Origin of the sequence: Pseudomonas sp. JDS28PS106, from assembly GCF_036706555.1 — a bacterium.
GTDB lineage: Bacteria > Pseudomonadota > Gammaproteobacteria > Pseudomonadales > Pseudomonadaceae > Aquipseudomonas.
In genome coordinates, this window is the sequence record NZ_JBAJGT010000001.1 from 41092 (window position 1) to 66219 (window position 25128).

Consider the following 25128-nt stretch of genomic DNA (forward strand, 5'->3'; position numbering starts at 1 on the left):
TTCAGAGCGCGCTGAACCGGTTGATGATCCCTTGACGCACGCTGTCGATATGCGCGGCGGCGGCTTTCTGGGCTTGTTCCGCATCACCCGCGCGCAAGGCGGCAATGATCGCCAGATGCTCGTGATAACCGACCTTCAAGGCCTGCACAATGGCCAGGTGTTCCTGGTGGGCGCTCTCGAAACGTTCGGGGGCCACGCTCAGGTTGAACATGCGGGTCTTGAGCCGCAGGGTTTCGATGTACTGGTTGAGCAGCAGGTTGCCGCTGTAATGCGAGACCATCTGATGCAGCTGGCTGTCCACCAGCCAGTCTTCCTCGGCGTTCGGCACTTCGGCTTCGAGCAGCCGGCGCACGCTGGCTTCCAGGTCGTCGAGTTCGGCGGCCGGCACCCGCCCCGCGGCCAGACGCGCCGCTTCGGCCTCCAGGGTGCGCCGCACATGCAGGGTTTCCACCAGTTCGCGGATCGAGAACTGCCGCACGACCAGGGTACGACCGGCTGCCCGGCTGACCAGCCCTTCGTTTTCAAGGCGCGTCAGCGCATCGCGAACCGGCGTGCGGGAGATGTTCAACAGCTCGGCGAGCCTGCGTTCCTGCAGGACAGTGCTGGGCGGCAGTTCGCGACGGATCAGCATCTGCAGTATCGCGTCATAGGCCTTGGCACTGAGGTTCTGTTCCCGCTCGCCGAGAAACTCGGCCGTGGATTTGATCGGTTCCATAAGTCACTCACGCCAGGGTGTATCAGACAATAGGGAGGCGGCAGTCAGAGAGGCCGCCGGAGACTGCGGCGGATTTTACGCTGTGTCGCCGCCCGGGCGATAGCCGGGATCAGCGGGCGCCGCAGCGCCCGGGGATCGTCACTGGGGCAGGGAGCGGACCGGGTCCTCGGGCGCCGGGTCATAACCGATCAGATCGGTGGTCAGCGCCGCGTAAGTGCCGTCGGCCTTCATATCGGCCAGCGCCTTGTTCACGGCTGCCACCAGATGCGGCTTGCCTTTCTTGAACGCGAAACCTTTTTGAATGTGGCTCACGTAATCGTCGGTCATGGCAATCGGCAATCCGACATGCTTGATCAGGTAGGCGCCAGTAATGGAATCGGTGATGACTGCATCGACGTTCTTGTTCGCCAGATCCTGAATGGTGTCGGCTTCGGACTTGTAGCTCTTGACCATCGCACCATGCTCTTCGGCCAGGACCGCGTAGGTGGACGACACCTGAGTGCCGACGCGCTTGCCCTTGAGGTCGGCGGCCGATTTGATCGGCGACTCGGGCGGCGTGAGGATACGCGCCCCGGACTCGATCCAGCCGTCCGAGAAAATGATCTGTTTCTGCCGGGCCGGCGTGATGTCCATGGCGGCGGTGCTGACGTCGAACTGGTTGGCTTCCAGCGCCACCAGCAGCGAGTCCCACTGCACCAGCACGGGTGCGTATTCCAGGTTCAGTCGCTTGGCGATCTCTTTCATGACCCGGATTTCCAGACCGTCGAGCTGACCATTGGGGCTGCGCATGGTGAACGGCGGGAAGGTGCCCAGGGTGGCGACCTTCAACTGGCCGGGCTTGAGCAGCTCCAGTTCTTCGGCGGCTGTGGCCTGAGCGCCGACGGACAGGGCCGACAGCAGGGCGAACGCTTGGACGATACGTTTGAAGTTCATGGCGGTTACTCGCAGGTGATGAAGGCCGTTGATAAAGGGTCAGCTCAGGCGCAGCTGGCGACGTTCCATCCAGGACGCCAGTTGGGTCAGCAGGGTGGTCAGCACCAGATAGATCAGCGCGGTGGCGATGAAGAACTGGAACGGGCGGAATGTGGCGGAGATGATGGTCTGGGCATAAAGCGTCAGGTCGACGACGGTGATGGTCGAAAGCAGCGAAGTGTTCTTGAGCGCCGCGATGGCCTCGTTGGTCAGCGGCGGCAGAATGATGCGGAACACCTGTGGCAGCACGATGCGCCCCATGGTTTCCTGATGGCTCATGCCCAGCGCCTGGGACGATTCGAACTGACCCCTGGGAATCGCCATCAGCCCCGAACGGATGATCTCGGCCACGTAAGCGCCGCTGTTCAGGCCCAGAGCAATCACCCCGGCCATGAAAGGTGAAGGATTGAGCCCGATCTGCGGCAGACCGAAGTAAATGATGAACACCTGAATCAGCGCAGGCGTGCCGCGAATGAACCAGACGTAGAAGCTGCCGACGGCGCGCAGCGGCAAGAACTCCGAACGTTTGGCGAGCACGGCCAGCAAACCGAACACCCAGCTCAAGGCAATGGTGGAAACGGTGATGCCCAGCACCAGCCACGCCGCTTCGAGAAATCCCGGCCCATAAAGGACGATGTCGTTGTACAGCTGGCTCATACCTGAGGCTCCACGGCTTGAGAGGTGATGTCCTCGTGCAGAATGCGCTGGAGAAACTGGCGCAGACGCTCGTTGCGGGGGTTGCGCAGCACCTCGGCGGGCGGGCCATCCTCGGCGATGCGGCCCTGGTCGAAATACAGCACGCGGGTCGACACTTCTCGGGCGAAGGCGATTTCGTGGGTCACCAGCAGCATGGTCATGCCTTCTGCGGCCAGCGACGCGATCAGCGCCAGGACCTCGCCGACCAATTCGGGGTCCAGCGCAGAGGTGGCTTCGTCGAACAACATGACCTTGGGTTTCATCGCCAACGCGCGGGCAATGGCGACCCGTTGCTGCTGGCCGCCGGACAGCTTGCCGGGATACTGGTCACGCTTGTCGAACAGCCCGACCTTGCCCAATAGCGCTTCGGCTTCGGCGATGGCCTGGGCCTTGGGGATTTTCAATACGCGCATGGGCGCTTCGATGACGTTCTGCAGCACCGTCTTGTGCGGCCACAGGTTATAGCTCTGGAACACCATGCCGATCTGGGCGCGCAGCGAGCGCAACTGTTCGGTGGTCGGTTGCGCGCGGGCGCCGTCGCGGAAATCGAAAGAGAACTCCTGGAACTGCATGAAGCCGTGCTGTGGCATCTCCATCACATTCAGGCAGCGCAGAAAGGTGCTCTTGCCCGAACCACTCGCGCCGATGATGGCGACCACCTCGCCCGGATACACGTCCAGCGCCACATCCTTGAGCACATGCAGGTCGCCATAACTCTTGCTCAATTCCTTGATGCGCAGCATCGGTTGGGCGGCGGTGCTCATCGTTCGGTCTCGCCGGCCACGGGATGGACCTGCCAGGCCACGTCGCTGGGCTGGCATCCTTTGCCATTGATCGGCGTGATGTCCTGCGGGCAGGCCGACAGCACCACCCATACGTCCATTTCCGCCAGCAGGGTCACGTAGTCGCCTGGCTTTGAGCGGGGCGGCGTGCGCTGCACGCCGCCGTCTTCGTTGACCGGCACAGGCATGAACAGGTTGAGCGATGCAGGGGTGTAACTGCAGCTCACGCCATGTTTGGCGAGTGCTTCATGGAAGTTGTCGGTGCAATTGCGGTGGTACTCGGTGCAGCCGAGTTGCTCGTAGATCGCAGCGTTGCAGGGGCAGAGCAGGGTGTCATGACGGCCAGGAGAGGTGTCCTCGATCAGGCGCAGCATCGGCCGGCGAAGATTGCTGACGATCGCCATGCCCGGTTCCACGAAGATGTGGCTGTTGATCGAGCGGGTATGTTCCAGGGCGATGCATTCAGTGGTGTCGTGGACATTGACCGCCCAGGCATCCACTACCTGATTGCCGTGCAGGTTGATCACGCTGATGGCCTCGCCCTTGCACAGCTTGATGGCAGCGCCACGCGTGGCTTCGAGAATCTGTCGGGCATCTGCGTCAGTTGCGTAACCGGTCATTTTGTTTCTCCTGGCTGGAACTCTTCGCAGAGCGCGCATCGTTCTGGTAGATTTCGGGTATACCAACGGAATGCAATGTAAATGCCATTGCGGATAGTTGTTCCGAAAACCAGTGAGGACGCCATGCAACAGTGCCTGATGCCGCAACCCATCCACCCCGACGGAATCGCCAGATTGCTGGCTGCGGGGATCGAACCTGTAATCGGCGATCACGCGCTGGATCTCGCCGACCCGCAACGGACGGTCGCCGGGATTTTTCGCAGCACGCCGTTTCGGCGCCCCGAGATGGAGCGCTTCCCCAACCTGCGCGTTATCGGGGTGCATGGCGCCGGCTTCGATAATATTGAGCTGCCAGCCGCCCGGGCTCTGGGCGTCAAGGTGTTCAACATTCCCGGCCGCAACGCTCACTCGGTGGCCGAGCATGTACTGAGCCTGATGTTCGCGCTCAGCAGACAATTGTTTGCCAGCGACAGCGCGGCCAGGGCTGGAAACATGGCATTCCGCTTTGGCGCACGGCTGCATGAATTGCGCGGCAGGACGCTGGGCCTGGTGGGTTTTGGCGCCATCGGACGGGCAACCGGCACCCTGGCCGTTGCGCTGGGGATGAGGGTCAAGGTTCTTGCTCGTAGCGTGACGCAGGAGCAGTTGAGCACTTTGGGGATGGAGCGGGTCGAATCACTCGAATCGTTGCTACGAAGCAGCGATATCGTCTCGCTGCACCTGCCGGCCGTGCCTGAGACTCGTCATCTGATCGGGCCACTGCAATTGAGCTGGATGAAACCGGACGCGCTATTGATCAACACCGGCCGCGCCCCGTTGATCGACGAACCGGCTCTGATCGAGGCCTTGCAGGCCGGCGTCATCGCCGGGGCGGGGCTGGATGTGTACGCCTTCGACGAGATGCCAGCGGATTATCCGTTGCTGCATATCCCTAACGTGATCCTCACGCCGCATACCGGCGGTTCGACCCAGGAAGCCCTGATTCGCATGGCTGCCGACGTTACCCAAGGCGTTCTGGATGTATTGGGTGGAGCGGAGCCTTCCGACCGACTGGCGTAGCTAGAGGACAGCACAAAATCCATGGCCACCGAATCGGCGTGTTGACAATATTCCATTGGTATGCCGAGACTATACCGGCGCGTGATGACCGTCCGCAGAGGCGAAAACCTGCGTCGCGAAACCCCCTGTAGTTTTACCTCCAGCTGCACCTTTCAGCTGTACCTGCCCGCTGCAATCTGCCGTATTCAGTCGCACCTCTACGACCAGAGAAAAGGATCAGGACATGCTGGAATCACGCCGTTTCACGCTTTCGCTCAACAAGATCGCGCTGGCCCTGGTGGTCAGCTCCGCCTGCGCGGCGCCAGCCATGGCCGAAACCCGGCTCACGCTGGTGTCCGTGTGGCCGGAAGCCAACTTTCACGTCAAGAACCTGCGCACCTTTGCCGAGGAGGTGAAAAAGGTCACCCAGGGCGAAGTGGTCATCGACGTTCACAGCGGCGGTGATCTGGGCATGAAAGGGCCAGAGCTGCTGGCCTCGGTGCGCGACGGCATCGTCGACATGGCCGACCTGCTGATGAGTCAGCAGGTCGGCGAAGAGCCGTTGATGGGCCTGCAAGGCTTGCCCTACCTGGTTCGCAACGCCGATGAGCAGGCAGCCATGGGCAAGGTGGCCGGGCCGTATTACGCGAAGATCGCCGAGCGCAACAACCAGAAATTTCTCTACACCGTGCCATGGCCGGGACAAGGCCTGTACACCAAGACCCCGGTCTTGACCCAGGCCGATCTCAACGGCTTGAAGATTCGGACAGTGGAGAAGAATGGCACCGACTTTTTTGGCGCTCTGAAGGCATCGCCGATCCAGATGCCCTGGGGCGAGGTGATTCCCGCGCTGGCGTCTGGTGCCCTGGATGGTGTCACGACATCCAGCACCTCCGGCGTGGACGGCAAGTTCTGGGAATTCACCGGTTTCTTCAACCAGATGAACTGGCAATCGGCACCGGACGTGGTGTCGATCAACCTGGATATCTGGAACGACCTGTCCGCCGCCCATCAGCAAGCGATTGCCGACGCCGCCCAACGCCTGCAGCCGCAATTCGAGGAGGTCTCGCAGCAGGAAGATCGCCAGGCCGAAGCCCTGTTGTTATCCAAGGGACTGAAGATTTCCCGCCCGACAGCGGCCTTCAACGATGAGCTGAGCCAGGCCGCCACGCCGATCTGGAAAGCTTTCATCGAGCAGGCCGGACCCGACGCGCAAGTCGTCATCAAGGCGTATCTGTCCCAGACCGGCCGCGCTGCCCTGATCGAGTGAGGTGAGTGATGAACACCGTATTCCTGAGGTCCATCGACACCCTCAGCCGCGTAACCGGCTGTATCGCCGGGGCCGGCATGGCGCTGTTGTTTCTGCTGATGATCGGCGAGGTTTTCTATCGCAACCTGACCGGGCGCAGCCTGGGCTTCACCTGGGAGCTGAGCGGCTATCTGTTTGGCGCCATCATTTTTCTGGGCAGCGCCTGGACCCTGCGCTGCGGCGGGCAGATTCGCATACGTTTCATGCTCGACATTTTGCCGCCGCGCTGGGCGCGGTGGCTCGACGTACTGGCCTGTCTGTGCGGCCTGTTCATCGCCGGCTATCTGTTCTACGCGTTGTGGGGCTTCACGCTGCAGGCCTGGAGCCGGGGCATCGTCTCCGGCACACCGGAAAAATTTCCCCTGGTGTACCCCCGCGCCTTGCTGACGCTGGGCTCAGGCATGCTCTGCTTGCAGATCCTCGCCCAGACCGTGTCCCTGGCGACAGGCCGTGAACCCTCCACATCCACACCCACCTCCGCCGCGAGTGTACAAGCCTCATGAGCATCGTCATTGGCGTAACCCTTATGTTGATGGTGCTGCTCTTGTCCATGGGCGTGTGGGTGGGCATTGCCTTGGGCGGGGTCGGCATCGTCACGCTGGAGATCTTCCGCAACATGCCGGTGGAGAAGCTGCTGGCCCAGACTGTGTCCAATGTGTCGATGTCGCCGGAACTGGTGGCGCTGCCCTTGTTCATCCTGATGGGCGAGATCCTGTTCCGCACCAAACTCTCCAAACTGCTGTTTGATGGTCTGTCGCCGTGGACCCGACACATCCCCGGCCGGCTGCTGCACACCAACGTGCTGGGCTGCACGCTGTTCGCCGCGATATCCGGCTCGTCGGCGGCGACCACCGCCACCGTCGGCCGGATCACCTTCAAGGAGCTGACGTCGCGCGGCTATGATCCGCGCATCGCGGCCGGATCGCTGGCCGGGGCAGGGACCCTGGGCTTTCTCATCCCGCCCAGCACCTTGATGATCGTCTACGGCGTACTGGCCCAGGTTTCGGTGCTGAAAATGTTCATGGCCGGCATCATCCCGGGGCTGCTGCTGGCGCTGGCGTTCATGATCTACGTCGCAGTCTGGTCGCTGTTCAACCCGGACCGCCTTCCGGCGGATGCCAGGCGCACCTCCTTGCGTGAACTGGCGACGGGGCTGCTGCAACTGGGACCGGTGGTGCTGCTGATCGGCTTCGTGGTCGGCTCGATGATGTTCGGCTTTGCCACCCCGACCGAAGCGGCGGCCATGGGCGTGCTGGGAGCCTTGCTGATCTGCATCGTGCAGCGCTGCTTCACCTGGCGCGGGCTGTGGGAAGCCCTGATGGGCGCGATGCAGACATCGAGCATGATCGGTCTGATCATCCTGGGCGCGGTGTTTCTGTCGGTGGCGATGGGCTTTCTGAAAGTGCCGGCTACCATCGCCGAATCGATCGGCGCGCTGGGCTTGTCGCCGTTCGCCCTGATCATGCTGCTGATCGTGTTCTACGTGCTGCTGGGGGCCGTGCTGGAAGGCATGTCGATCATCGTCATGTCACTGCCGATCACCTTGCCGCTGATCATGGCCGCCGGTTACGACCCGATCTGGTTTGGCGTGTTCCTGATCCTGGTGGTGGAGATGGCGCAGGTCACGCCGCCGGTGGGCTTCAACCTGTTCGTACTCAACGGGCTGTCGGGCATGCCATTGTCGACGCTGGCACGCGCAGCGCTGCCATTTTTCCTGATCCTGGTCGCCTTCACCGTGCTCATCACGGTCTTCCCGGAAATCGTGCTGTACCTGCCACGCACGCTGGAAAAATGAGCGGGGCCAACCACAGCGTTTGCCCTGTCACGGATACGGCCTGCTCGTATCCGTGGAGGCGAGCAACAGCACGATCAGGCGGCAATCACCGTCGCCATGGGCGCGATGCTGACGCCGCTGCCTTCGAGCAGGTTGCGCAATTGGCGCGCCATGGTGGTCGCGCCGGGGGTGTCGCCGTGGACGCAGACAGTGTCGATGCGCACCGGCATGCGCACGCCGTCGATGGTGGTGATGGCTTGTTCTTCGATCATTCGCAGCACGCGAGCGGCGGCGAGTTCACTGTCGTGAATGACCGCGCCTGGCAGCTTGCGCGATACCAGGTTGCCGTTGGCGGCATACGCCCGATCGGCGTAGATCTCCCGCGCCATGCGCAGCCCGAGCGCTTCTCCCGCGCGTTCGGTTTCCAGGCCTGGCATCACCACGAAGATCAAGTCCGGATCGACCGCCTTGATCGCCCGCGCCACCGCCAGCGCCAATTCAGCATCTTCATTGGCCATGTTGCCCAGCGCGCCGTGGGTCTTGACGTGTTGCAATGGCAGTCCGGCGGCCTCGGACAAGGCTTTGAACGCGCCGATCTGATAGATCAGCTGGCGCTCGATCTGCGCCGGGGAGTCGCCACGAATCTGCCGACGCCCAAAGCCGTGCAGGTCGTAGAAGCTCGGATGGGCGCCAACGGCGACGGATTTCTCAAGGGCGAGGGCGGCGGTGCTGAACATGATGTCCGGATCGCCGGCGTGAAAGCCGCACGCCACGTTGGCGGAGCTGACGATGTCGAGCATCGCGCTGTCATCGCCCATGGTCCATGCGCCGTAGCCTTCACCCATGTCGCAGTTCAAATCGATCAGCATAAGGTCACCCGCGAGGCGCTTGACGCCACTGTCTGATTAGTAGGCTCCGGCAGTATGCCGGGACGTTTAAGCCGTGCAAGAACTATTCTTGCCCCGGCCATAGTGACAGAATACCTCTGGTATTCCAAAAGCATTCCTGGATTTGGAGAGTAAGACTTGTGGTAACTCAAGCGCCGGAACCGGCTTACCGGATTGCCCCCATTGGCGATCACGCGATCTATATCGACTTCGGGGAAGTGATCGACATTGCGGTCAATCAACGCGTCACGGCGCTTGCCCGGCGGGTGGGCGAAGCGGGCATCCCCGGTGTGACCTGCCTGGTTCCGACCTACCGTGCGCTGACCGTCGCCTATGACTGCACGCGCATCCGCCAGTCACGCCTGCGCCAGCATCTGGAACGCCTGCTGGCGGAACCGGATGCCGAGGCAGGCCCGGTACGCCAGTGGGAAGTCCCGGTGGCATATGGCGGCGAGCATGGCGTGGATCTGGAGTGGCTGGCCGCTCAGCACGATCTCGATGCGCAGGCAGTGATCGCACTGCACAGCGCCGCCCGCTATCGGGTCTACATGATCGGCTTCATGCCCGGTTTCGCGTATCTGGGCGGACTGGACGAGCGCCTGCATACCTCGCGTCGCGAGTCGCCACGTCTGAAAGTGCCAGCCGGCACGGTCAGCATCGGCGGCATGCAGACGGCGGTCGCCTCCATCGAAGCGCCCAGCGGCTGGCACCTGATCGGTCGCACCCCGGCGCGCAGTTTCCGACCGGGCGGTGACGACCCCTTTCTGTTTCGGGCTGGTGACGAGATCCGCTTCGTCCCCATCGAGTCAGCCGAATTCGACGCCCTGGCGGCACAACCCGACTTCATCCCGCAATGGACCTGGCGCACATGAGCAGTTTGTACGTAGTAAACCCCGGGCTGCTGACCACACTCCAGGACCGTGGCCGCACCGGCTATGAAGACTGCGGTGTGCCGCCTTCCGGCGCACTGGATGAAATGAGTTTTGCCCTGGCCAACGCGCTGGTCGGCAACCCGGCCGGCACCGGCGCGCTGGAATTTACGTTGTTGGGCGGCACGTTCGAGGTCGGGGCGGGCGGTTGCGTGATCGCCGTCACCGGCGATGTGGAAGTGTTCATCGACGACCAGGCGGTCGCGGGTTATCAATGCCATGTGCTGCGCTCCGGCGGGGTTCTGAAGATCGGCCGCGTTCTGAGCGGCGCGCGGGGCTATCTGGCAGTGGCTGGCGGTTTCGCGGCGCTGCCGGTGCTGGGCGGCGTATCGACTCTGACACGGGCCGCGCTCGGCGGCTTCGCCGGAAGACCGCTGGCCGTTGGCGACGAACTGCCGTTGGCAGCGCCGTCCCAATACCTGCCGCTGGCGGCCAGGGCGCCGGCCCAGCGCTTCCTGCCGCAACGCGAACTGCGTCCGCTGCGCGTCGTACTCGGGCCGCAACAGGACTATTTCAGTGAGGTCGAGATCAGACGTTTTCTCAGCGAAACCTTCGAGGTTTCTCCTCAGAGCGACCGCATGGGCTACCGTATGACAGGGCCTGCCATTCGCCATCTGAAAGGTTTCAATATCGTCTCCGACGCCATCAACACCGGCAGCGTGCAGATACCGGGCAGCGGTCACCCGATCATCGCCATGCACGATCGGCAGACCACCGGCGGTTACCCCAAGATCGCGACTGTCATTCGCGCGGATCTCGCCCGGCTCGGGCAGCTCAAGCCGGGCGACCGCGTCGGGTTCGAGGAAGTGACCGTCGAGCAGGCCGAAGACCTCTGGTGCGAGCGCCAGCTGTTGATGGGCGCCTACCTTGACGAACTGCTGGCGCGCTATCGCCGCCGCGCTTGAAATGTCATTCACCGTATAAGGAATTTCCATGATCACGTCGCCCGTCAGCATTCTCCAGGGGCACACGCCGCTGGTGATCAGTATTCCCCATGCCGGTACGCGCCTGACCCCGGCCGTACAGGACGGGCTGGTGCCGGAAGCCCGGGATACGCCCGACACCGACTGGCACATCCCGCGTCTATATGAGATGGCGACCGGGCTGGGCGCCACGGTAGTGGCGGGGCAGTACTCGCGGTTCGTCATCGACCTGAACCGACCCGAGGACGATCAGCCGCTGTACAGCGGCGCAACGACCGGGCTTTATCCCGACGTGCTGTTCGACGGCGCGCCCTTGTATGTCGCTGGAAAACAACCTTCCGCCGCCGAGCGAGCGCTGTATCTGGAGCAGATCTGGCGCCCTTATCACCAGGCTCTGCGCCAGGCGCTGGACGCGACGCGGGACAGGTTCGGCTACGCACTCCTCTGGGACGCGCATTCAATCCGCTCACGGCTGCCGATGCTGTTCGAAGGCGCCTTGCCGGACTTCAATCTGGGCACGTTCAACGGCGCCAGTTGCGCGGCAGAACTGGCGCAACGCCTGGAGTCGATCTGCGCGCAAGCCGCCGGCTATACCCATTCGCTCAATGGCCGTTTCAAGGGTGGCCATATCACCCGTCACTACGGCAAACCTGAAGCCGATATCCATGCCGTGCAACTGGAACTGGCCCAGTGCACCTACATGGATGAGACCCGACCCTTTGCTTATCGCGAGGATCGCGCAGGTTCCGTGCAGGCCGTCATCGAACGTCTGCTTCGCGAGACACTCACATGGGGAAGCGAGCGGTACGGCGTCTGAAGCGGCGTCTACCGTCGAGACAAACGAACCATGAGACACGGAAATGAACGATCAGCCGTTCAAACGACTGTTCTTCGCCCTGGAATGCGCGCCGGAGCAACGGCGCGCCATTGCACGCTGGCGCGGCGAGCTGGCACTGCGCACCGGACGTCCGGTGCCTTCCGAGAACTTCCACGTGACCCTGGTCTTCCTCGGCGCCGTAGAAGTCGCGCAGATCGCCGAACTGTGCGCGGCGGCGGCGAAGGTGCGCATGCCCACCGGAACGATCAGCGTGGCGCTGGACAAGCTTGAAGCCTGGCGCCAGGCGGGCGTGCTGGTGCTGACTTCACAAGAGACGCCCCCGGGACTGCTGCGTCTGGTCTACGCCCTGGAACAGGCAATCCTGCCGTTCGGCTTCGCGCAAGTGTCTAGAGAATACCGGCCGCATTTGACCCTGATGCGGGACTACCAGGGACAGCCACCCGAAGCGGGCACCGCACCCGAGTTCTGGCTGCGCGCCAGCCGGGTCGTGCTCTACGAATCCCATAAAGGTCGCTACCGGGAGTTGGCGAGTTGGTCATGAATACTGTCGTTCACGTGCTTGAGTCATCAAGCCTCATGAATATCTTCGCCTTGCTCGACTGTGCAGGTATGCTCGGCGCCAATTGTCAGACGGAGCCCGAGATTGAGCATGGATCGAGATAGCCCTGAGTCGCCCGAAGGGAAGGCGGACACTTCGCCAGAGGGTCAGGCTCTGGAGTTTCCGACCCATACTTCCGAACGCCTGCAGCTTGCGCTCGACGCAGGAGCCATTATCGGCACTTGGGTCTGGGACATTCCGGATGACTGCGTAACCGCGGACGAGCGTTTTTCGCGTTCGTTCGGCCTGCCGGCGGAAAAGTGCAAGGCCGGGATTCCGATTGCCGAAGCCTTTTCTTCCATCCATCCCGAAGACCTCGACCGGGTCGCCTCGGAAATCCGGCAGACCATGGCCCGCGGAGGCGCGTTTCGGTGCGAGTACCGGGTGCGCCAGCACGATGGTCATTATCGGTGGGTGGAGGCCAACGGCCACGCCGAGCTGGACGCAGGCGGGCAGGCAGTACGCTTTCCGGGCGTGCTGATGGATATCGAGTCCCGACGGGCCGCGGAAGCCGAACGGGATCGGATGTCAGCGCTGTTGCGTACGTTTACCGCGGCGGTCCCCGGCGTGGTGTACGCCAAGGATCGGCAAGGGCGGATGCTAGTCGCCAACCGTGGCACGACCGAGCTGATCGGCAAGCCGCCGGAATTCTACCTGGGCAAGACCGATATCGAGTTTCTGGAGGACAAGGACCAGGCACGCCAGGTCATGGAAACCGACCAGCGCATCATGCGCAGCGGCAAGGCCGAACAGGTCGAAGAACGGGTCGACATGCCTGACGGGTCCGCGGCGCTGTGGCTGTCGGCCAAGGCGCCTTTGTTCAGCGACACGGGGGAGGTCATCGGTCTGATCGGCTCCTCCATCGACGTGACTGCCCGGAAAACAGCCGAAATGGCGCTCGTGGAACTCAACCGCACGCTCGAAGCGCGTATCGAGCAGGCCCTGGCTGAAAACGAGGCTGCTCAGGCCGCGTTGCGCCAGTCGCAGAAGATGGAAGCGGTGGGCCAGTTGACCGGTGGCATCGCCCACGACTTCAACAACCTGCTGGCCGGGATCACCGGCAGCCTGGATCTGATCAAACTGCGCTTGAACCAGGGCCGTACCGCCGACGTCGAGCGCTACGTCGCGGTGGCCTATGGCGCCGCCGAACGAGCCGCGGCACTCACCCACCGGCTGCTGGCATTCTCTCGTCGGCAGACACTGCTTCCGGTCCACACCGATGTCAATGCGCTCATCGGCGGGATGGAGGAGCTGATCCGGCGCACGGTAGGGCCTGCCATCGATTTGAAGGTCGAGCTGACGGCGCCGCTGGGCACCTGCCTGGTCGATCCGGCACAGGTTGAAAATTCGCTGCTCAATCTGTGTATCAATGCCCGGGACGCGGTCGCCGGCAGCGGCAGCATTTCCGTCAAGACCTTCAATCAGACCCTGTACCACGGCCCGGAGCTGGATCCGGAGCTGGCCGCGGGTTCCTACCTGACCATCTGCGTCAATGACGACGGCACAGGCATGGACGCCGAAACCCTGGCCAAAGCGTTCGAGCCGTTCTTCACCACTAAACCCGTGGGGGCAGGAACCGGACTCGGCCTGTCGATGGTTTACGGTTTCGCCCGACAGTCGGGCGGACAGATCAAGATCGAGTCCGAACCGGGCCAGGGCACCAGCGTCTATCTGCAGCTGCCCTGTCAACAGCAGCAAACCTCAGCGCCCGCCGGTGAACCGGCGCAGACCGACCGGTCGATATCACAGAGGGTGTCGTCTGGAGAAGTGCCGCTTCACTTGCCAGCCTCGCAGAACGAGACGGCGCAAACAACCGGGCCGCGTGGCACGGTGCTGGTGGTCGACGACGAGTCGTCGGTGCGCATGTTCGTCACCGAGACGCTGGAAAGCTTCGGCTATCGGGTCATCGAGGTGGCCGACGGCCTGGCGGCGTTGCAGATTCTGCAGTCCGACACACCCATCGACCTCCTGATCACTGACATCGGCCTGCCGGGCGGGCTGGACGGCCGGCAGCTGGCGGCGGCCGGGCGCGAATGCAGGATCTTCCTGCCGGTGTTGTTCATGACCGGTTATGCCCGGCCTTCCGTACTGGACGAGTACGCATCGCAACCGTCGACGGCGCTGCTGACCAAACCGTTCGCGCTGGAAGCGCTGATCCCGGTGCTGGACGACCTGCTCGGCACCGCCTGAGAGTTCCAAGACAGCCATTGGCCTCACATCAATGCTGGCAGACAGGTATTATTGAACGCGGCAAGACCGACTCCTCGCCTGGACACCAGCCAGGCGGGGAGTTTTCTTTTGGTATCGAATTGTTTTCACAAGATCAGGATGTTTTTTAATGGTGGTGCAAAAAAACCTGTCCCCAGGTGAGCCGGGTGATCAACATTTACAGCGTAATCTGTCCAACCGACACATTCAGCTGATTGCCATCGGCGGCGCGATCGGCACAGGTCTGTTCATGGGCTCGGGCAAAAGCATCAGCCTCGCCGGACCTTCCATCCTGTTCGTGTACCTGATCATCGGATTCGTGCTGTTTTTCGTGATGCGCGCGCTGGGCGAGTTGCTGCTGTCCAACCACGAGTACAAGTCGTTCATCGACTTTGCGACCGACTTGCTCGGACCCTGGGCGGGGTTCTTCACTGGCTGGACCTACTGGTTCTGTTGGATCGTGACCGGGATGGCCGACGTGATCGCGATTTCCGCTTACGCGCAATTCTGGTTTCCCGGATTGCCGCAGTATTACCCGGCGATTGCCTGCGTAGGCCTGTTGCTGTCGCTCAATCTGCTGACGGTCAAGCTGTTCGGCGAGATTGAATTCTGGTTCGCTCTGATCAAAATCGCCGCGATCATCGGTCTGGTGCTCACTGGCGGATACTTGCTGATCTATGCGACCCCGTTTTCCCTGGGACGCGCGCCGAGCGTGACCAACCTCTGGGCCGACGGGGGCATGTTCCCCCATGGCCTGACCGGTTTCCTCGCCGGTTTCCAGATCGCGGTATTCGCGTTCGTGGGCATCGAGCTGGTCGGCACCGCTGCGGCAGAGACCAAGGACCCGAGCCGGACCCTGCCACGGGCCATCAACTCGATTCCGGTGCGCATCATTCTGTTTTACGTGCTCGCGCTGGCCACGATCATGATCGTGACCCCCTGGCGGGAAGTGGCGGGGGACAGGAGCCCCTTCGTCGAGCTGTTCGTCATTGCGGGCCTTCCAGCCGCGGCCGGGATCGTCAACTTCGTGGTCCTGACATCGGCGGCTTCGTCAGCCAACGGCGGCATCTTTTCCACCAGCCGGATGTTGTTCGGCCTTGCCGCCGAAGGCCACGCGCCAAACGCCTTCAAACGCCTGTCGAAGCGTTCGGTCCCGGCCAATGGCCTGCTGTTCTCGGTCGGTTGCCTGGCGCTGGGCACCCTGGTGATGTATCTGATCCCCAACCTCATGGAAGCCTTCACGCTGATCACAACGCTGTCGGCGATCCTGTTCATCTTCGTTTGGTCGATCATCCTGACCTCGTATCTGGCCTACCTGAAGAAACGTCCCGAACTGCATGCCCGGTCGAAGTTTCCGATGCCGGCGGGGAAACTCATGAGTTGGGTGGCCCTCGGTTTCTTCGCGCTGCTGCTGGTCATCCTGACGTTCAAGGAAGACACGCGGGTGGCGCTGTACATCGCGCCGATATGGTTCGCGGTGCTGGGCGTCGCTTACCTGTTCATCCGCAAGCGCGCCGCTGCGCTGTCGGCGGCCTGATGCACTTGCCGTGGGAGCCGTACATGCCTCCCACGACTCTCGGGACGGCCCGCCCGGACCATTTGACAGACAAGGCGCCTGCCGGGGGCATCCGGTTATGCTTCGCCTTTCTCCAGCTCTGGTTCCAGCTTGACCTTGATCCAGCCGGGTTGGTGTTCATCGAATTTCTTGAAAGCACTGATGGCATCGGTCAGGGGCTCGTGCTGAGTCAGCACCTTGCCCGGGTCGACCCGCCCGGCCAGCGTCATCTCGATGAGTTTGGGAATGTATTTGCGGTGATGGCAGTTGCCCATGTTCATGCGGATATTCTTGTTCATGGCCGCGCCAATCGGAAAACTGTCGAAACCGGCCGGGTATACGCCGATGATCGACAGAACTCCAGCCTTGGCCAACCCTTGCACTGCCCATTGCAACGCTTGGGACGGCTCGTCGCCTGGCTGCCATTGAACCGGATGCGCGTGGCCGTGATGGGCGTGGTTGGCATCGATACCCACCGCGTCGATAGCGCAGTCCACGCCGATTCCCGCCGTGAGCCGCTGAAGCGTCTCCACCGGATCCTCCTGCTCGAAGTCGATGCATTCGGCGCCAAGTTCCCTAGCCCGGTCCAGCCGATCCTGGAGGCCGTCGATAGCGAACACCCGGCCAGCCCCCATCAGCTTTGCGCTGAGGATCGCGAACAGCCCCACCGGCCCACAGCCGAAGACCGCAACGGTGTCGCCATCCTTGATTTCGGCCATTTCAGCACCAAACCAGGCGGTCGGGAAAATATCCGACATTGCGATCGCCTGGTCGTCGGTGATGGCATCGGGCAGCTTGATCAAACCGATGTGCGCAAAGGGGATGCGAGCCTTCTCGGCTTGCAGTCCGTCGAACGAACCGGTGGTCTTCGGGCCGCCGAAGAACGAGGTACCCGCGGCCTTGCCGTTGGGGTTTGCTACGTCGCATTGGGCAAAATAGCCGGCCCGGCAGTACGAACAGTTGCCGCAAGCGATGGTGGACGGGATCAGCACCCGGTCGCCCACCCTGAGGTTTCGCACATCGTCGCCCAGCGCTTCGACGATTCCGACCGCTTCGTGACCCAGAATAGTGCCAGGCTCCATGTCCGGCGCGCTGCCGCGGATAAAATGCAGGTCGGTGCCGCATATGGCCGATGCGGTTATCCGCACTATGGCGTCGGTCGGCGCCTGCAGGACAGGGTCGGGTACTTCGTCCAGACGAATATCGCCGACGCCGTGAAATACGATTGCTTTCATTGTTCACCTCGCAAGATCTGTCCAGGGGTGAAGTGTAGAGAAACCGCCGTCGGCAAAGGTTTAATCCCCCGTGCGAACAGCTCGACAGACGGGCGGCTGGCGCGTTGAAGGGCCAAGGTGGCGCGACCATACCTGTCGGTCGTGTGCTTTGAACATCCGCGCACTCCACGGTGTCCGCTTTGTATCGAAGGCCGTAGTGGAAGGGTGGAGCATGACTTCTTCACAGAAAGATCGTCCTGAACCTGATGCCGCGCAGGGTCTCCATGAGACCGTCCAGGATTTGCCCGGTCTGTTGCGCCAGTATGCCGAGCGATTGCCTGAGATCGACTCGCCGGCGTTTGGCGAATTGTTCGACCGTTACGGGGACGCCAGGGTGGTGCTGATCGGCGAAGCCAGCCACGGGACCAGCGAATTTTATCGAACCCGCGCAGCGATCACCCGGCGTCTGATTGAGCAGCACGGCTTCAACATTGTTGCGGTGGAGGCCGACTGGCCGGACGCCGGGCTTATTGATCGTAAAGTACGCGCGTTGGCACCCGCCCGACAGCCAGAACAGGCTTTCACTCGTTTCCCGACCTGGATGTGGCGTAACACCGACGTTGTCGAGTTCACCGACTGGCTCACGGCTTACAATCAGAGCCTGGGACCGGCCGGGAGGGTCGAATTCCGGGGGATCGACATCTACAGCTTGCGCAGTTCGATCAGTGAAGTGCTTGGCTACCTGGACCGCACGGACCCGGAGCTGGCCCGGGATGCGCGCCGCCGCTATGGCTGCCTCATGCCATGGCAGGACGACCCGGCCCTGTACGGTCACTTTGTCGAGCGACAGCGGCATATACCCTGCGAAAAGGCTGTGGTCGACCAGCTCAATACCCTCTTGGGTGACCGCTTGAAGGATTTCGCTCAAGACAGCGAAGCCTTCTTCAATGCCACTCAAAACGCCCGGGTGATACGGTCCGCCGAGCAGTATTACCGCGCCATGTATCGAGGCGGCTCGGCGTCCTGGAACCTGCGCGACCGGCATATGTTCGACACCTTGCAGGCATTGCTCGCCCATCGGGGCCCGAATGCCAAGGCCGTGGTATGGGCGCACAATTCGCATATCGGCAATGCCGCCGCAACCGCCATGGGCTGGAACGGCGAATTCAACATCGGCGAACTGTGTCGCACCGCGTACGGCCGCGATGCCGTGCTGATCGGTATGGCGACCCACACCGGCCAGGTGGCAGCCGCCGACAACTGGGACGGCGAAGTGCGGATCAAGGAGGTCCGGCCGTCCCGAAGCGATAGCTGGGAATACCAGTTCCTGCAAGCCGGCGTTCCGGCTTCGCTCACCGACTGGCGGGCTGCCGACCGTCAGGCCCTGCGCGAGGCGCTGGCCGGGCCTTTGCTGGAGCGAGCCATCGGGGTGATTTACCGTCCCGAGACCGAGCGCTGGAGCCATTACTTCGAAGCGGTACTGGCCGAACAGTTCGACGCACTGATATGGCTCGAACACACCCAGGCCGTGACGCCGCTGGCGACCACGTCGGCTGAAACGCCCAGCCACGAAGAAGACACCTTCCCCCGCGGGCTGTAAGCAATCAGCCAGAGCCGGCCAGGCACTGTGACGCAATCCTGCAGAAAGCTGGCCGGCGCACCGTACAATCATGAAATATGGCATCCTTGACCCCGTTTTCTGCCCCGCCTGCAATCGCAGCAAGATCTGGAGTGTGACATGCAACGGACGCCCGGCGAGCTGCTCAGCCGCCTGTTCGAATACGCCGAAGAGAGCCTCATGGAGTTCGAGGCCTCACGTTATCAACTGGCAAGCTCGAAGAACGAGGTGTTCACCCCGGCGCAGCTGACTGCCTTGCCGGGTTTGCGTTTCGATCTGCAGCTGCCGGGCGACAGCATCTGGCTGCAGATTGAACGTCTTGAGGAAACCCGCAGCCCGTCGCTGCCCCAAGGGGCGTGCCGCTCGCTGATCAAAGCCAGTGATCATCCCGACAAACCGCCGGCGCTAATAGAGCCGGCGCTGCTGCGGCAGATCGAAGAACAACTGGCGGCTGATCCCGAGCGCGATCCGGACTCGCTCGCCCGGCAGGTCCGAAAAGCCGCCGAGGCGGCGCTGCAGGAGTATCTGATCGTCTGGCAAGACTGGGCCGATGCCGAGCAACCCCGGCGCAGGACGATCAACCTGTACGGCGAGCTCTTCGCACTGATGCGCGAGATGGAAACCGGCAAGGCGGCGCGCGAGCTGGTCTGGGGAATTGGTGTCAGCACCTGGTCGCTGGTGATCGATGACGCTGCGCAGACTTTCCATTACCCGCTACTGACCCAGGCCATGGACATCAGTCTCAACGAGACGACCATGGCCCTGGAAATCCGGCCTCGCGCCACCCAGCCGCTCGTCGAACTCGATGCCATGATCAACGCCGGCATACCGGGCGCCGGCGCGTGCGAGAGGATGGTTCGCGATCATTTGGCACTGAACAGCGAAATGCCAGTCAGCCCCTTCGTGCCGGCCTCGTTCAGCGAGATGCTGCAGCGCGTGGCGACCAGCCTGGACAGCCGAGGCCGCTACGTTCAGTGGATGGCAACCGATCACCCGGCGGTCGAGGCCGGGGAGACATTGCAGGTCAGCTCCAGCTGGGTCGTGCTGGCCCGGCCCCGACCCAGCAACTGGCTGATCAATGACCTGCGCAACATTCGCCAGCATCTGGGCGACGGCCAGGACATTCCACCCGGCCCGCTGGCGCTGGTAACACCACCGTCCGATTTTGCGGTCGAGTCCGAAAGCGTGAACTTCCGTGGACTGTCCAGCCGGAGCATGGACGGCTCGACGGCGGAGCCAAAGGAGCTGTACTTCCCGCTGCCCTACAACGACGAACAGGTCACCATCGTGCAGCGGCTGGAGCACTCGGCTGGCGTTGCGGTTCAGGGCCCTCCGGGCACCGGCAAGACTCACACGATTGCCAACATCGTTTGCCATTATCTGGCGACCGGCAAAAGGATTCTGGTGACCTCGCGTGGCGAACAGGCGCTCAAAGTGCTGCAAGCCAAGATCCCCCAGGAGGTGCGTCCGCTGACCGTCGCCCTGCTGGCCGGCGACCGGGAGGGGATACGCCAGTTTCAGGGCGCCATCGAAGCGATCCAGCACCAGGTCTCGCAGATCAACCCGTCGCTGGCGCGAGCGGAGATCGAGCGCCTGCATCAATCCATCGACCTGGCGCATGCCGACCTGATTCGCCTGGATCGGCGTGTGAACGAGATCGCACTGGAGCAGTTGGCCGAGATTGAGCTCGACGGCGCGAGATACCGCGCCGAGCAGCTGGCCGAAATTCTGGTGCGAGACAGTGATCAGTATCGGTGGTTCGACGATGAGCTGTCGCTCAAACCTGAGCATGCGCCTCCCCTCGACGACGCTGCTGCACAGGCTCTGCGTCAGGCGCGCCGGACGCTGGCCGACGACCTGATCTATGTCACCGCTCGCGTGCCGGATCCCGCGCATTTGCCCGAAACCGGGGTCATCGGCAAGCTCCATGAGGCTTTGTGCCAGCTCAAGACACTGGACAAGGCTTTCGATCAGGGCGGTATTCTGGCCCTGAAATCCGACGACGACGCGGTGATCGTGTTGGCAAGGTCGCTGGACCAGGAACTGCAGACCTGCGCCGAGATGCTTGCCGGGCTCCGGGACGCAGCCGGCGGCGAAAGCGACTGGCCGGCGCAGCTTCACCACAAGTTGGCCGGGAAGCGCTTTGACAGCGAGATTGCCGTGCTCAAGGCGCGACTCGCCGAAGCCCAGGGTCTGGTCCATCGCCGCAGGGCATTGCTGAACAACCACGTCGAGTTTCCGGACGAAGGGCTCGACTGCGAGAAGACTCACGAAGCGGTTGAGCGGGCGGCGCGAACCGGCAAACCGTTCGGCCTGATGAGTTTTGGATCGGGGCAGGCCCGGGACCATGTGGAGCAGGTGAAGGTCAACGGTTCAGCGCCCAGAACCGAGCAGCAGTGGGAGCCGGTTCTCCACTATCTGCAACTGCACGCCGACGTAAAGGCGCTCGCCGCGCGCTGGAATGCTCTTGCACAACTGCTGGAGATTACCGAACTCAAAGGCGGCATCGCCCACCTCAGGCAGCTGGAGTTGACGACCAATGCCGTGCAGATGCTGCTGGGCTACCACGAGCGGCTGACAGATCGAGTGATCCCGTTGTGCGACGAGGTATTCGACAACGCCCAGGTTCACGCACATCAAATGGATCTGCCGGCACTCGGTGCGCTTCAACGGCAAGTCCGGCATCACCTGACGCGTTTCGATCTGGACAGGGCTCAGACAATGCTGGCAGACCTGTACACCCGGATCGCCGGCCATAGTGGGCCGGTCGTCGAACAGCTGTCCGGATTCCTTCGCCAGCAACTGGGCAATCCCGACCACGGCGCGGAGCAGATTACCGGTGCTTACGTGGATCTGCTCGCCGAACTGCGGCGTGTTCAGGGTCTGGAACCGCTGCTGGAGGCAGTTCGCGCCGGGGCCCGTCGCCTCAGCGCCGCGGGCGGTGAGAAGCTGGCCGGGCGTGTGCTGAGCATGCCTGTCAGCAACGGCGCCGAAGACACCGCGATGCCGTCTTCATGGAGAGAGGCGTGGCAGCACGCGCGCATCCGCTCCCACCTTGAGGGCATCGAGGCACGTCACGAACTGATGAGCCTCAACGCCCGGCGTACCGAGCTGGAATCCGGTCTGGCACGCATGTACCGCGAGGTGGTCGGTCAGGCGGCCTGGTTGTCCACCAAGTCCGGTGCCAGTCCCAAGGTGCTGCAGGCACTGGCCGGCTATTCGACGGCGGTGCGCAAGATCGGCCAGGGCACAGGTCCCAACGCCGAGCGCTATCGCCGCGACGCCCAGCAGTGTATGCAGGACGCCGCGGGCGCCGTGCCGTGCTGGATCATGAGCCATGCGAAGATTTCCGAGTCCATGCCCGCCGACATCGGCGCCTTCGATCTGGTGATCGTCGACGAGGCCAGTCAGTCGGACCTCTGGGCGCTGCCGGCCATCGTTCGGGCAAAGAAGGTGCTGGTGGTCGGCGACGACAAGCAGGTTTCGCCGGACGGCGGTTTCAAGTCCGGCAAACGCATCGGCGAACTTCGCGAACGCTTCCTGAGCGACCAGCCATACGGCGCGGACATGACGCCCGACAAGTCCCTCTACGATCTGGCGGCGCGAGTCTTCGCCGGCCAGATGGTCATGCTTCGCGAGCACTTCCGCTGCGTGCCGCCGATCATCGGCTACTCCAACCGCTTCTATAACGGCGCCATTCAGCCGCTGCGCATTCCGCGTCCCTCCGAACGTCTGGACCCTCCGCTGGTGGACATCTACGTCCGGGGCGGCGTGAAAGACAAGAAAGGCTGCAACGCGCTCGAAGCCGAGGCCATCGCCCAGGAAATCCGCTCGCTGATCGACGACGAAAGATACGCCGGTCGCAGCATTGGCGTCGTCACCTTGCTTGGCGGCATGGAGCAGGCCAAATACATCGACGGGCTGGTGCGCGAGCGCTGTTCGGCCGCCGAGCTGCATGCCCGCGAGTTTGCCTGCGGCGATGCCGGCACGTTCCAGGGCAGCGAACGTGACATCATCTTCGTGTCGCTGGTGGCCGACCCTGAAAACTGTCATCCCTTGTCGGGTGTCGGGGCCGAACAGCGTTTCAACGTCGCCGCCAGTCGCGCGCGGGACCGTATGTATCTGGTTCGCTCGGTGACGCTGGAACACTTGTCGCCCAAGGATCTTCGTCGCTCGTTGCTGGAGTACTTCGCCAGACCTGTCGTCGAGGAGCAGGTGGATCAGGACGGGCTGATCAAGCTGTGTGAATCCGAGTTCGAGCGCCAGGTGTTCAGCCGGCTGGTCGAGCGCGGCTTCAAGGTCATCCCGCAGGTCAAAAGCGGCTCGTTCCGCCTGGATATGGTCGTGGAAGGCGGCAACGATAATCGGCTGGCAATCGAATGCGATGGCGACGCTTTCCACGGCCCGGACCGCTGGGAGGCGGACATGAACCGCCAGCGCATCCTGGAGCGGGCCGGCTGGACCTTCTGGCGCTGCTTCGCTTCTTCCTGGAACCTGCACAAGGACGAGATTTTCGAGGAATTGCTCCAGCGTCTCGCTGAACTGGGTATCGAACCCACAGGCGCGCTGGACCAGTTGCCGACGCTGGTGGAATTCAGGGAGTGGACGAATCCGTCCAGAGATGAGGCGTACCCGCCGACGGGCGAGGAAGGAGCACCGACCGAGGATACGCAACCAGCCGCTACGGCCTGAACCCGAAGCCGGCGGATGGCCTGCAGGCGCTTCACCGAATATCATTGATGCACATCTTCGATCAAACCATGGTAGTCCGGTGAGCATCAACTTCGACTTGAACGACCTGCAGGCCTTTCGTGCTGTATTCGAGACCGGCAGTTTTCGTCGGGCGGCGGATTCGATACGCATCACTCAGTCCGCGCTGAGTCGTCGTATCGACAAGCTGGAAACGGCATTGGGAGTCAGGCTCTTCGAGCGGACCACGCGCAAGGTGTCGTTGACCAATGTCGGTCGGGCCTTCCTGCCTCAGGTCGAACGGCTGCTCGACGATCTCGATCTGGCGCTGCTGAGTATCGGCGACGGCGGAGCGGGGCGGCGGGGTACGCTGACCGTAGCGTGCGTGCCCTCGGCGGCCTATTACTTCATGCCACAGGCGATTCGCGATTTTCACAGCCAGTACCCGCGGATCAGGATCAAGCTGATCGATGCTTCAGCAAACGAAGTGAGCGTCGCCGTCGCCTCAGGGGAAGCGGATTTCGGGGTGAGTTTCGACAGTAATCTGCCGTCGGAAGTGGAGTTCCTCCCGCTCCTGGAGGAGCGTTACGTGATCGCCTGTCGCAAGGACCATCCGCTGGCGGGCAAGACGTCGGTTACCTGGTCGCAGGCCTGCGAATACGATTACATCACGTTGGATAGGTCTTCGGGCAATCGCCTGGTGCTGGACCGGGCGTTGTCCGGGACGCCGAGCGACCGGGAAAGCATCTGCGAAGCCCGGCATGTCACCACCGTACTGGGTCTGATCGAGGCAGGTCTTGGTATTGCGGCGGTGCCGTCGATTGCCATGCCGGCGACGCCGCATCCGATCCTGGCCAGCGTCGCGCTGGTCGAGCCGGAAATCGCCAGGCACATGGGATTGCTCAGGCGCCGCGGGCGTACGCTCACGCCCGCGGCACTTGAACTGGAGCGTCTGATCAGGACGCTGCCGGGTACTTTATCGGGCGACTGAGTCCAGCCCGGTGGCGCGAACTTCGTCTTGCACCTGAGGGGATGACAGGTACTCGAGCAGTTTCTTCGCTTCGGCGGGATGCTGCGCTGTCTTGGGGATACCGGCAGCGAATCGGGTCACCGATTGCAGATCTTCCGGGATCTTGCCGACGAAACTGACGCCCTCCACCGGCAGCAGCTCGGCGACCTGCTGGAACCCAAGCTGGTAATCGCCCTTGGCAACCACCGAGCCGACCGGAATCCGCTCGATCATTTTGCTCTTGGGGACCAGCTGCTGCTCGATACCCAGCTTCTTGTACAGCTGCTGTTCGATATAGACGCCGCTTGCGCTGTCGGAGTACGCGACGGAGCGGGCGTCCAGCAAGGTCTTTTTCAACTCCTGCCCGGTGCCGATCGCAGGCTTTTCAGCCCCCGCCTTGACCACCATGCCGATCCGCGAGTCGGCGAGTTCGACCCGTGAAGCGGGGTCGACCTTGCCCTGGCGAATCAGCTCGTCCAGGGCGTAACCCACCATGATCACCACATCGGCATGCTCGCCACGCGCCAGCCGATTGGGAATCGCTTCGGGCGACTTGCCCATCGAAGGGCCGCGTACCGTGTTCAGCGTGTCGCCGGACTTCTGCTCGTATTGCGGGCCCAGCTTCTGGTAGGCCGCGGTGAAACCGCCGGATGTCATCACCGTCAGGTCTTCGGCCTGGGCGAGATGGGAATATGCGCAGCTGGCCAGCGCCAGGATCGACAAGGGTTTGAACAGTTTTTTCATCACAACATCC

The 25128-nt window shown here is 62.7% G+C and carries 21 protein-coding genes; 13 read left to right on the forward strand and 8 right to left on the reverse strand.

Going from position 1 to position 25128, the window contains the following annotated elements:
• Position 1: 1 nt before the first annotated feature.
• The 5 genes from TRP66_RS00180 to TRP66_RS00200 form a co-directional block, all read right to left on the reverse strand.
• Positions 2-715: a GntR family transcriptional regulator gene (locus TRP66_RS00180; RefSeq protein WP_333399302.1), complete on the reverse strand. Its 714-nt coding sequence runs from the start codon at positions 713-715 to the stop codon at positions 2-4.
• Between the two features lie 138 nt (positions 716-853).
• A complete protein-coding gene (locus tag TRP66_RS00185; RefSeq protein WP_333399303.1) occupies positions 854-1648 on the reverse strand; it encodes a transporter substrate-binding domain-containing protein in 795 nt (264 codons plus the stop codon).
• A 39-nt stretch (positions 1649-1687) separates the two neighbouring features.
• Positions 1688-2344: an amino acid ABC transporter permease gene (locus tag TRP66_RS00190; protein ID WP_333399304.1), complete on the reverse strand. Its 657-nt coding sequence runs from the start codon at positions 2342-2344 to the stop codon at positions 1688-1690.
• Positions 2341-3147: an amino acid ABC transporter ATP-binding protein gene (locus TRP66_RS00195; RefSeq protein WP_333399305.1), complete on the reverse strand. Its 807-nt coding sequence runs from the start codon at positions 3145-3147 to the stop codon at positions 2341-2343. The genes TRP66_RS00190 and TRP66_RS00195 overlap by 4 nt, the downstream gene beginning before the upstream one ends.
• On the reverse strand, positions 3144-3785 hold the full coding sequence (locus tag TRP66_RS00200; protein ID WP_333399306.1) for an urea carboxylase-associated family protein: 642 nt from the start codon (positions 3783-3785) through the stop codon (positions 3144-3146). Before TRP66_RS00200 ends, TRP66_RS00195 begins: the two co-directional genes overlap by 4 nt.
• Positions 3786-3908: 123 nt before the next feature.
• On the opposite strand from TRP66_RS00200, the gene TRP66_RS00205 reads away from it, so the two are divergent.
• From TRP66_RS00205 to TRP66_RS00220, 4 genes are all read left to right on the forward strand, one after another.
• The gene (locus tag TRP66_RS00205; RefSeq protein ID WP_333399307.1) at positions 3909-4844 is read left to right on the forward strand and encodes a hydroxyacid dehydrogenase; all 936 of its coding nucleotides are present in this window, start codon (positions 3909-3911) and stop codon (positions 4842-4844) included.
• 223 nt (positions 4845-5067) lie between these two features.
• Complete coding sequence (locus TRP66_RS00210; protein WP_333399308.1) at positions 5068-6093, forward strand: TRAP transporter substrate-binding protein; 1026 nt, start codon at positions 5068-5070, stop codon at positions 6091-6093.
• Positions 6094-6101: 8 nt separating this feature from the next.
• On the forward strand, positions 6102-6635 hold the full coding sequence (locus TRP66_RS00215) for a TRAP transporter small permease subunit (RefSeq protein ID WP_333399309.1): 534 nt from the start codon (positions 6102-6104) through the stop codon (positions 6633-6635).
• Positions 6632-7927, forward strand: coding sequence for a TRAP transporter large permease (locus TRP66_RS00220; protein ID WP_333399310.1), 1296 nt, complete (start codon positions 6632-6634; stop codon positions 7925-7927). Before TRP66_RS00215 ends, TRP66_RS00220 begins: the two co-directional genes overlap by 4 nt.
• A gap of 74 nt (positions 7928-8001) precedes the next feature.
• On the opposite strand, the gene TRP66_RS00225 is transcribed toward TRP66_RS00220, so the two are convergent.
• On the reverse strand, positions 8002-8775 hold the full coding sequence (locus TRP66_RS00225) for a LamB/YcsF family protein (RefSeq protein ID WP_333399311.1): 774 nt from the start codon (positions 8773-8775) through the stop codon (positions 8002-8004).
• Positions 8776-8933: 158 nt separating this feature from the next.
• On the opposite strand from TRP66_RS00225, the gene pxpB reads away from it, so the two are divergent.
• From pxpB to cycA, 6 genes are all read left to right on the forward strand, one after another.
• Entirely contained in the window at positions 8934-9665 is a 732-nt protein-coding gene (gene pxpB, locus TRP66_RS00230) for a 5-oxoprolinase subunit PxpB (RefSeq protein ID WP_333399312.1), read from the forward strand.
• Positions 9662-10627 (forward strand): biotin-dependent carboxyltransferase family protein, encoded by a 966-nt coding sequence (locus TRP66_RS00235; protein WP_333399313.1) that lies wholly within the window; start codon positions 9662-9664, stop codon positions 10625-10627. The genes pxpB and TRP66_RS00235 overlap by 4 nt, the downstream gene beginning before the upstream one ends.
• A gap of 28 nt (positions 10628-10655) precedes the next feature.
• Entirely contained in the window at positions 10656-11462 is an 807-nt protein-coding gene (gene hutG / locus TRP66_RS00240; protein ID WP_442965145.1) for an N-formylglutamate deformylase, read from the forward strand.
• A 43-nt stretch (positions 11463-11505) separates the two neighbouring features.
• Positions 11506-12024 (forward strand): RNA 2',3'-cyclic phosphodiesterase, encoded by a 519-nt coding sequence (gene thpR, locus TRP66_RS00245; protein WP_333399314.1) that lies wholly within the window; start codon positions 11506-11508, stop codon positions 12022-12024.
• 108 nt (positions 12025-12132) lie between these two features.
• The gene (locus TRP66_RS00250) at positions 12133-14271 is read left to right on the forward strand and encodes a hybrid sensor histidine kinase/response regulator (RefSeq protein ID WP_333399315.1); all 2139 of its coding nucleotides are present in this window, start codon (positions 12133-12135) and stop codon (positions 14269-14271) included.
• 148 nt (positions 14272-14419) lie between these two features.
• Positions 14420-15826, forward strand: a complete 1407-nt coding sequence (cycA, locus tag TRP66_RS00255) for a D-serine/D-alanine/glycine transporter (RefSeq protein ID WP_333399316.1) — start codon at positions 14420-14422, stop codon at positions 15824-15826.
• 95 nt (positions 15827-15921) lie between these two features.
• Here the strand turns inward: cycA and TRP66_RS00260 are convergent, their stop codons facing one another.
• Complete coding sequence (locus tag TRP66_RS00260; RefSeq protein ID WP_333399317.1) at positions 15922-17079, reverse strand: zinc-dependent alcohol dehydrogenase; 1158 nt, start codon at positions 17077-17079, stop codon at positions 15922-15924.
• Positions 17080-17290: 211 nt separating this feature from the next.
• Between TRP66_RS00260 and TRP66_RS00265 the strand changes: the two genes are divergently transcribed.
• The 3 genes from TRP66_RS00265 (at position 17291) to TRP66_RS00275 (ending at position 24356) form a co-directional block, all read left to right on the forward strand.
• Positions 17291-18658 (forward strand): erythromycin esterase family protein, encoded by a 1368-nt coding sequence (locus TRP66_RS00265; RefSeq protein WP_333399318.1) that lies wholly within the window; start codon positions 17291-17293, stop codon positions 18656-18658.
• A 138-nt stretch (positions 18659-18796) separates the two neighbouring features.
• Positions 18797-23368 carry an AAA domain-containing protein gene (locus TRP66_RS00270; RefSeq protein WP_333399319.1) on the forward strand — a complete coding sequence of 1524 codons (4572 nt, stop codon included), beginning with the start codon at positions 18797-18799 and terminating at the stop codon, positions 23366-23368.
• 79 nt (positions 23369-23447) lie between these two features.
• Positions 23448-24356: a LysR family transcriptional regulator gene (locus TRP66_RS00275; RefSeq protein ID WP_333399320.1), complete on the forward strand. Its 909-nt coding sequence runs from the start codon at positions 23448-23450 to the stop codon at positions 24354-24356.
• Here the strand turns inward: TRP66_RS00275 and TRP66_RS00280 are convergent.
• Positions 24342-25118 carry a substrate-binding domain-containing protein gene (locus tag TRP66_RS00280; protein WP_333399321.1) on the reverse strand — a complete coding sequence of 259 codons (777 nt, stop codon included), beginning with the start codon at positions 25116-25118 and terminating at the stop codon, positions 24342-24344. The genes TRP66_RS00275 and TRP66_RS00280 overlap by 15 nt on opposite strands.
• Positions 25119-25128 lie beyond the last annotated feature (10 nt).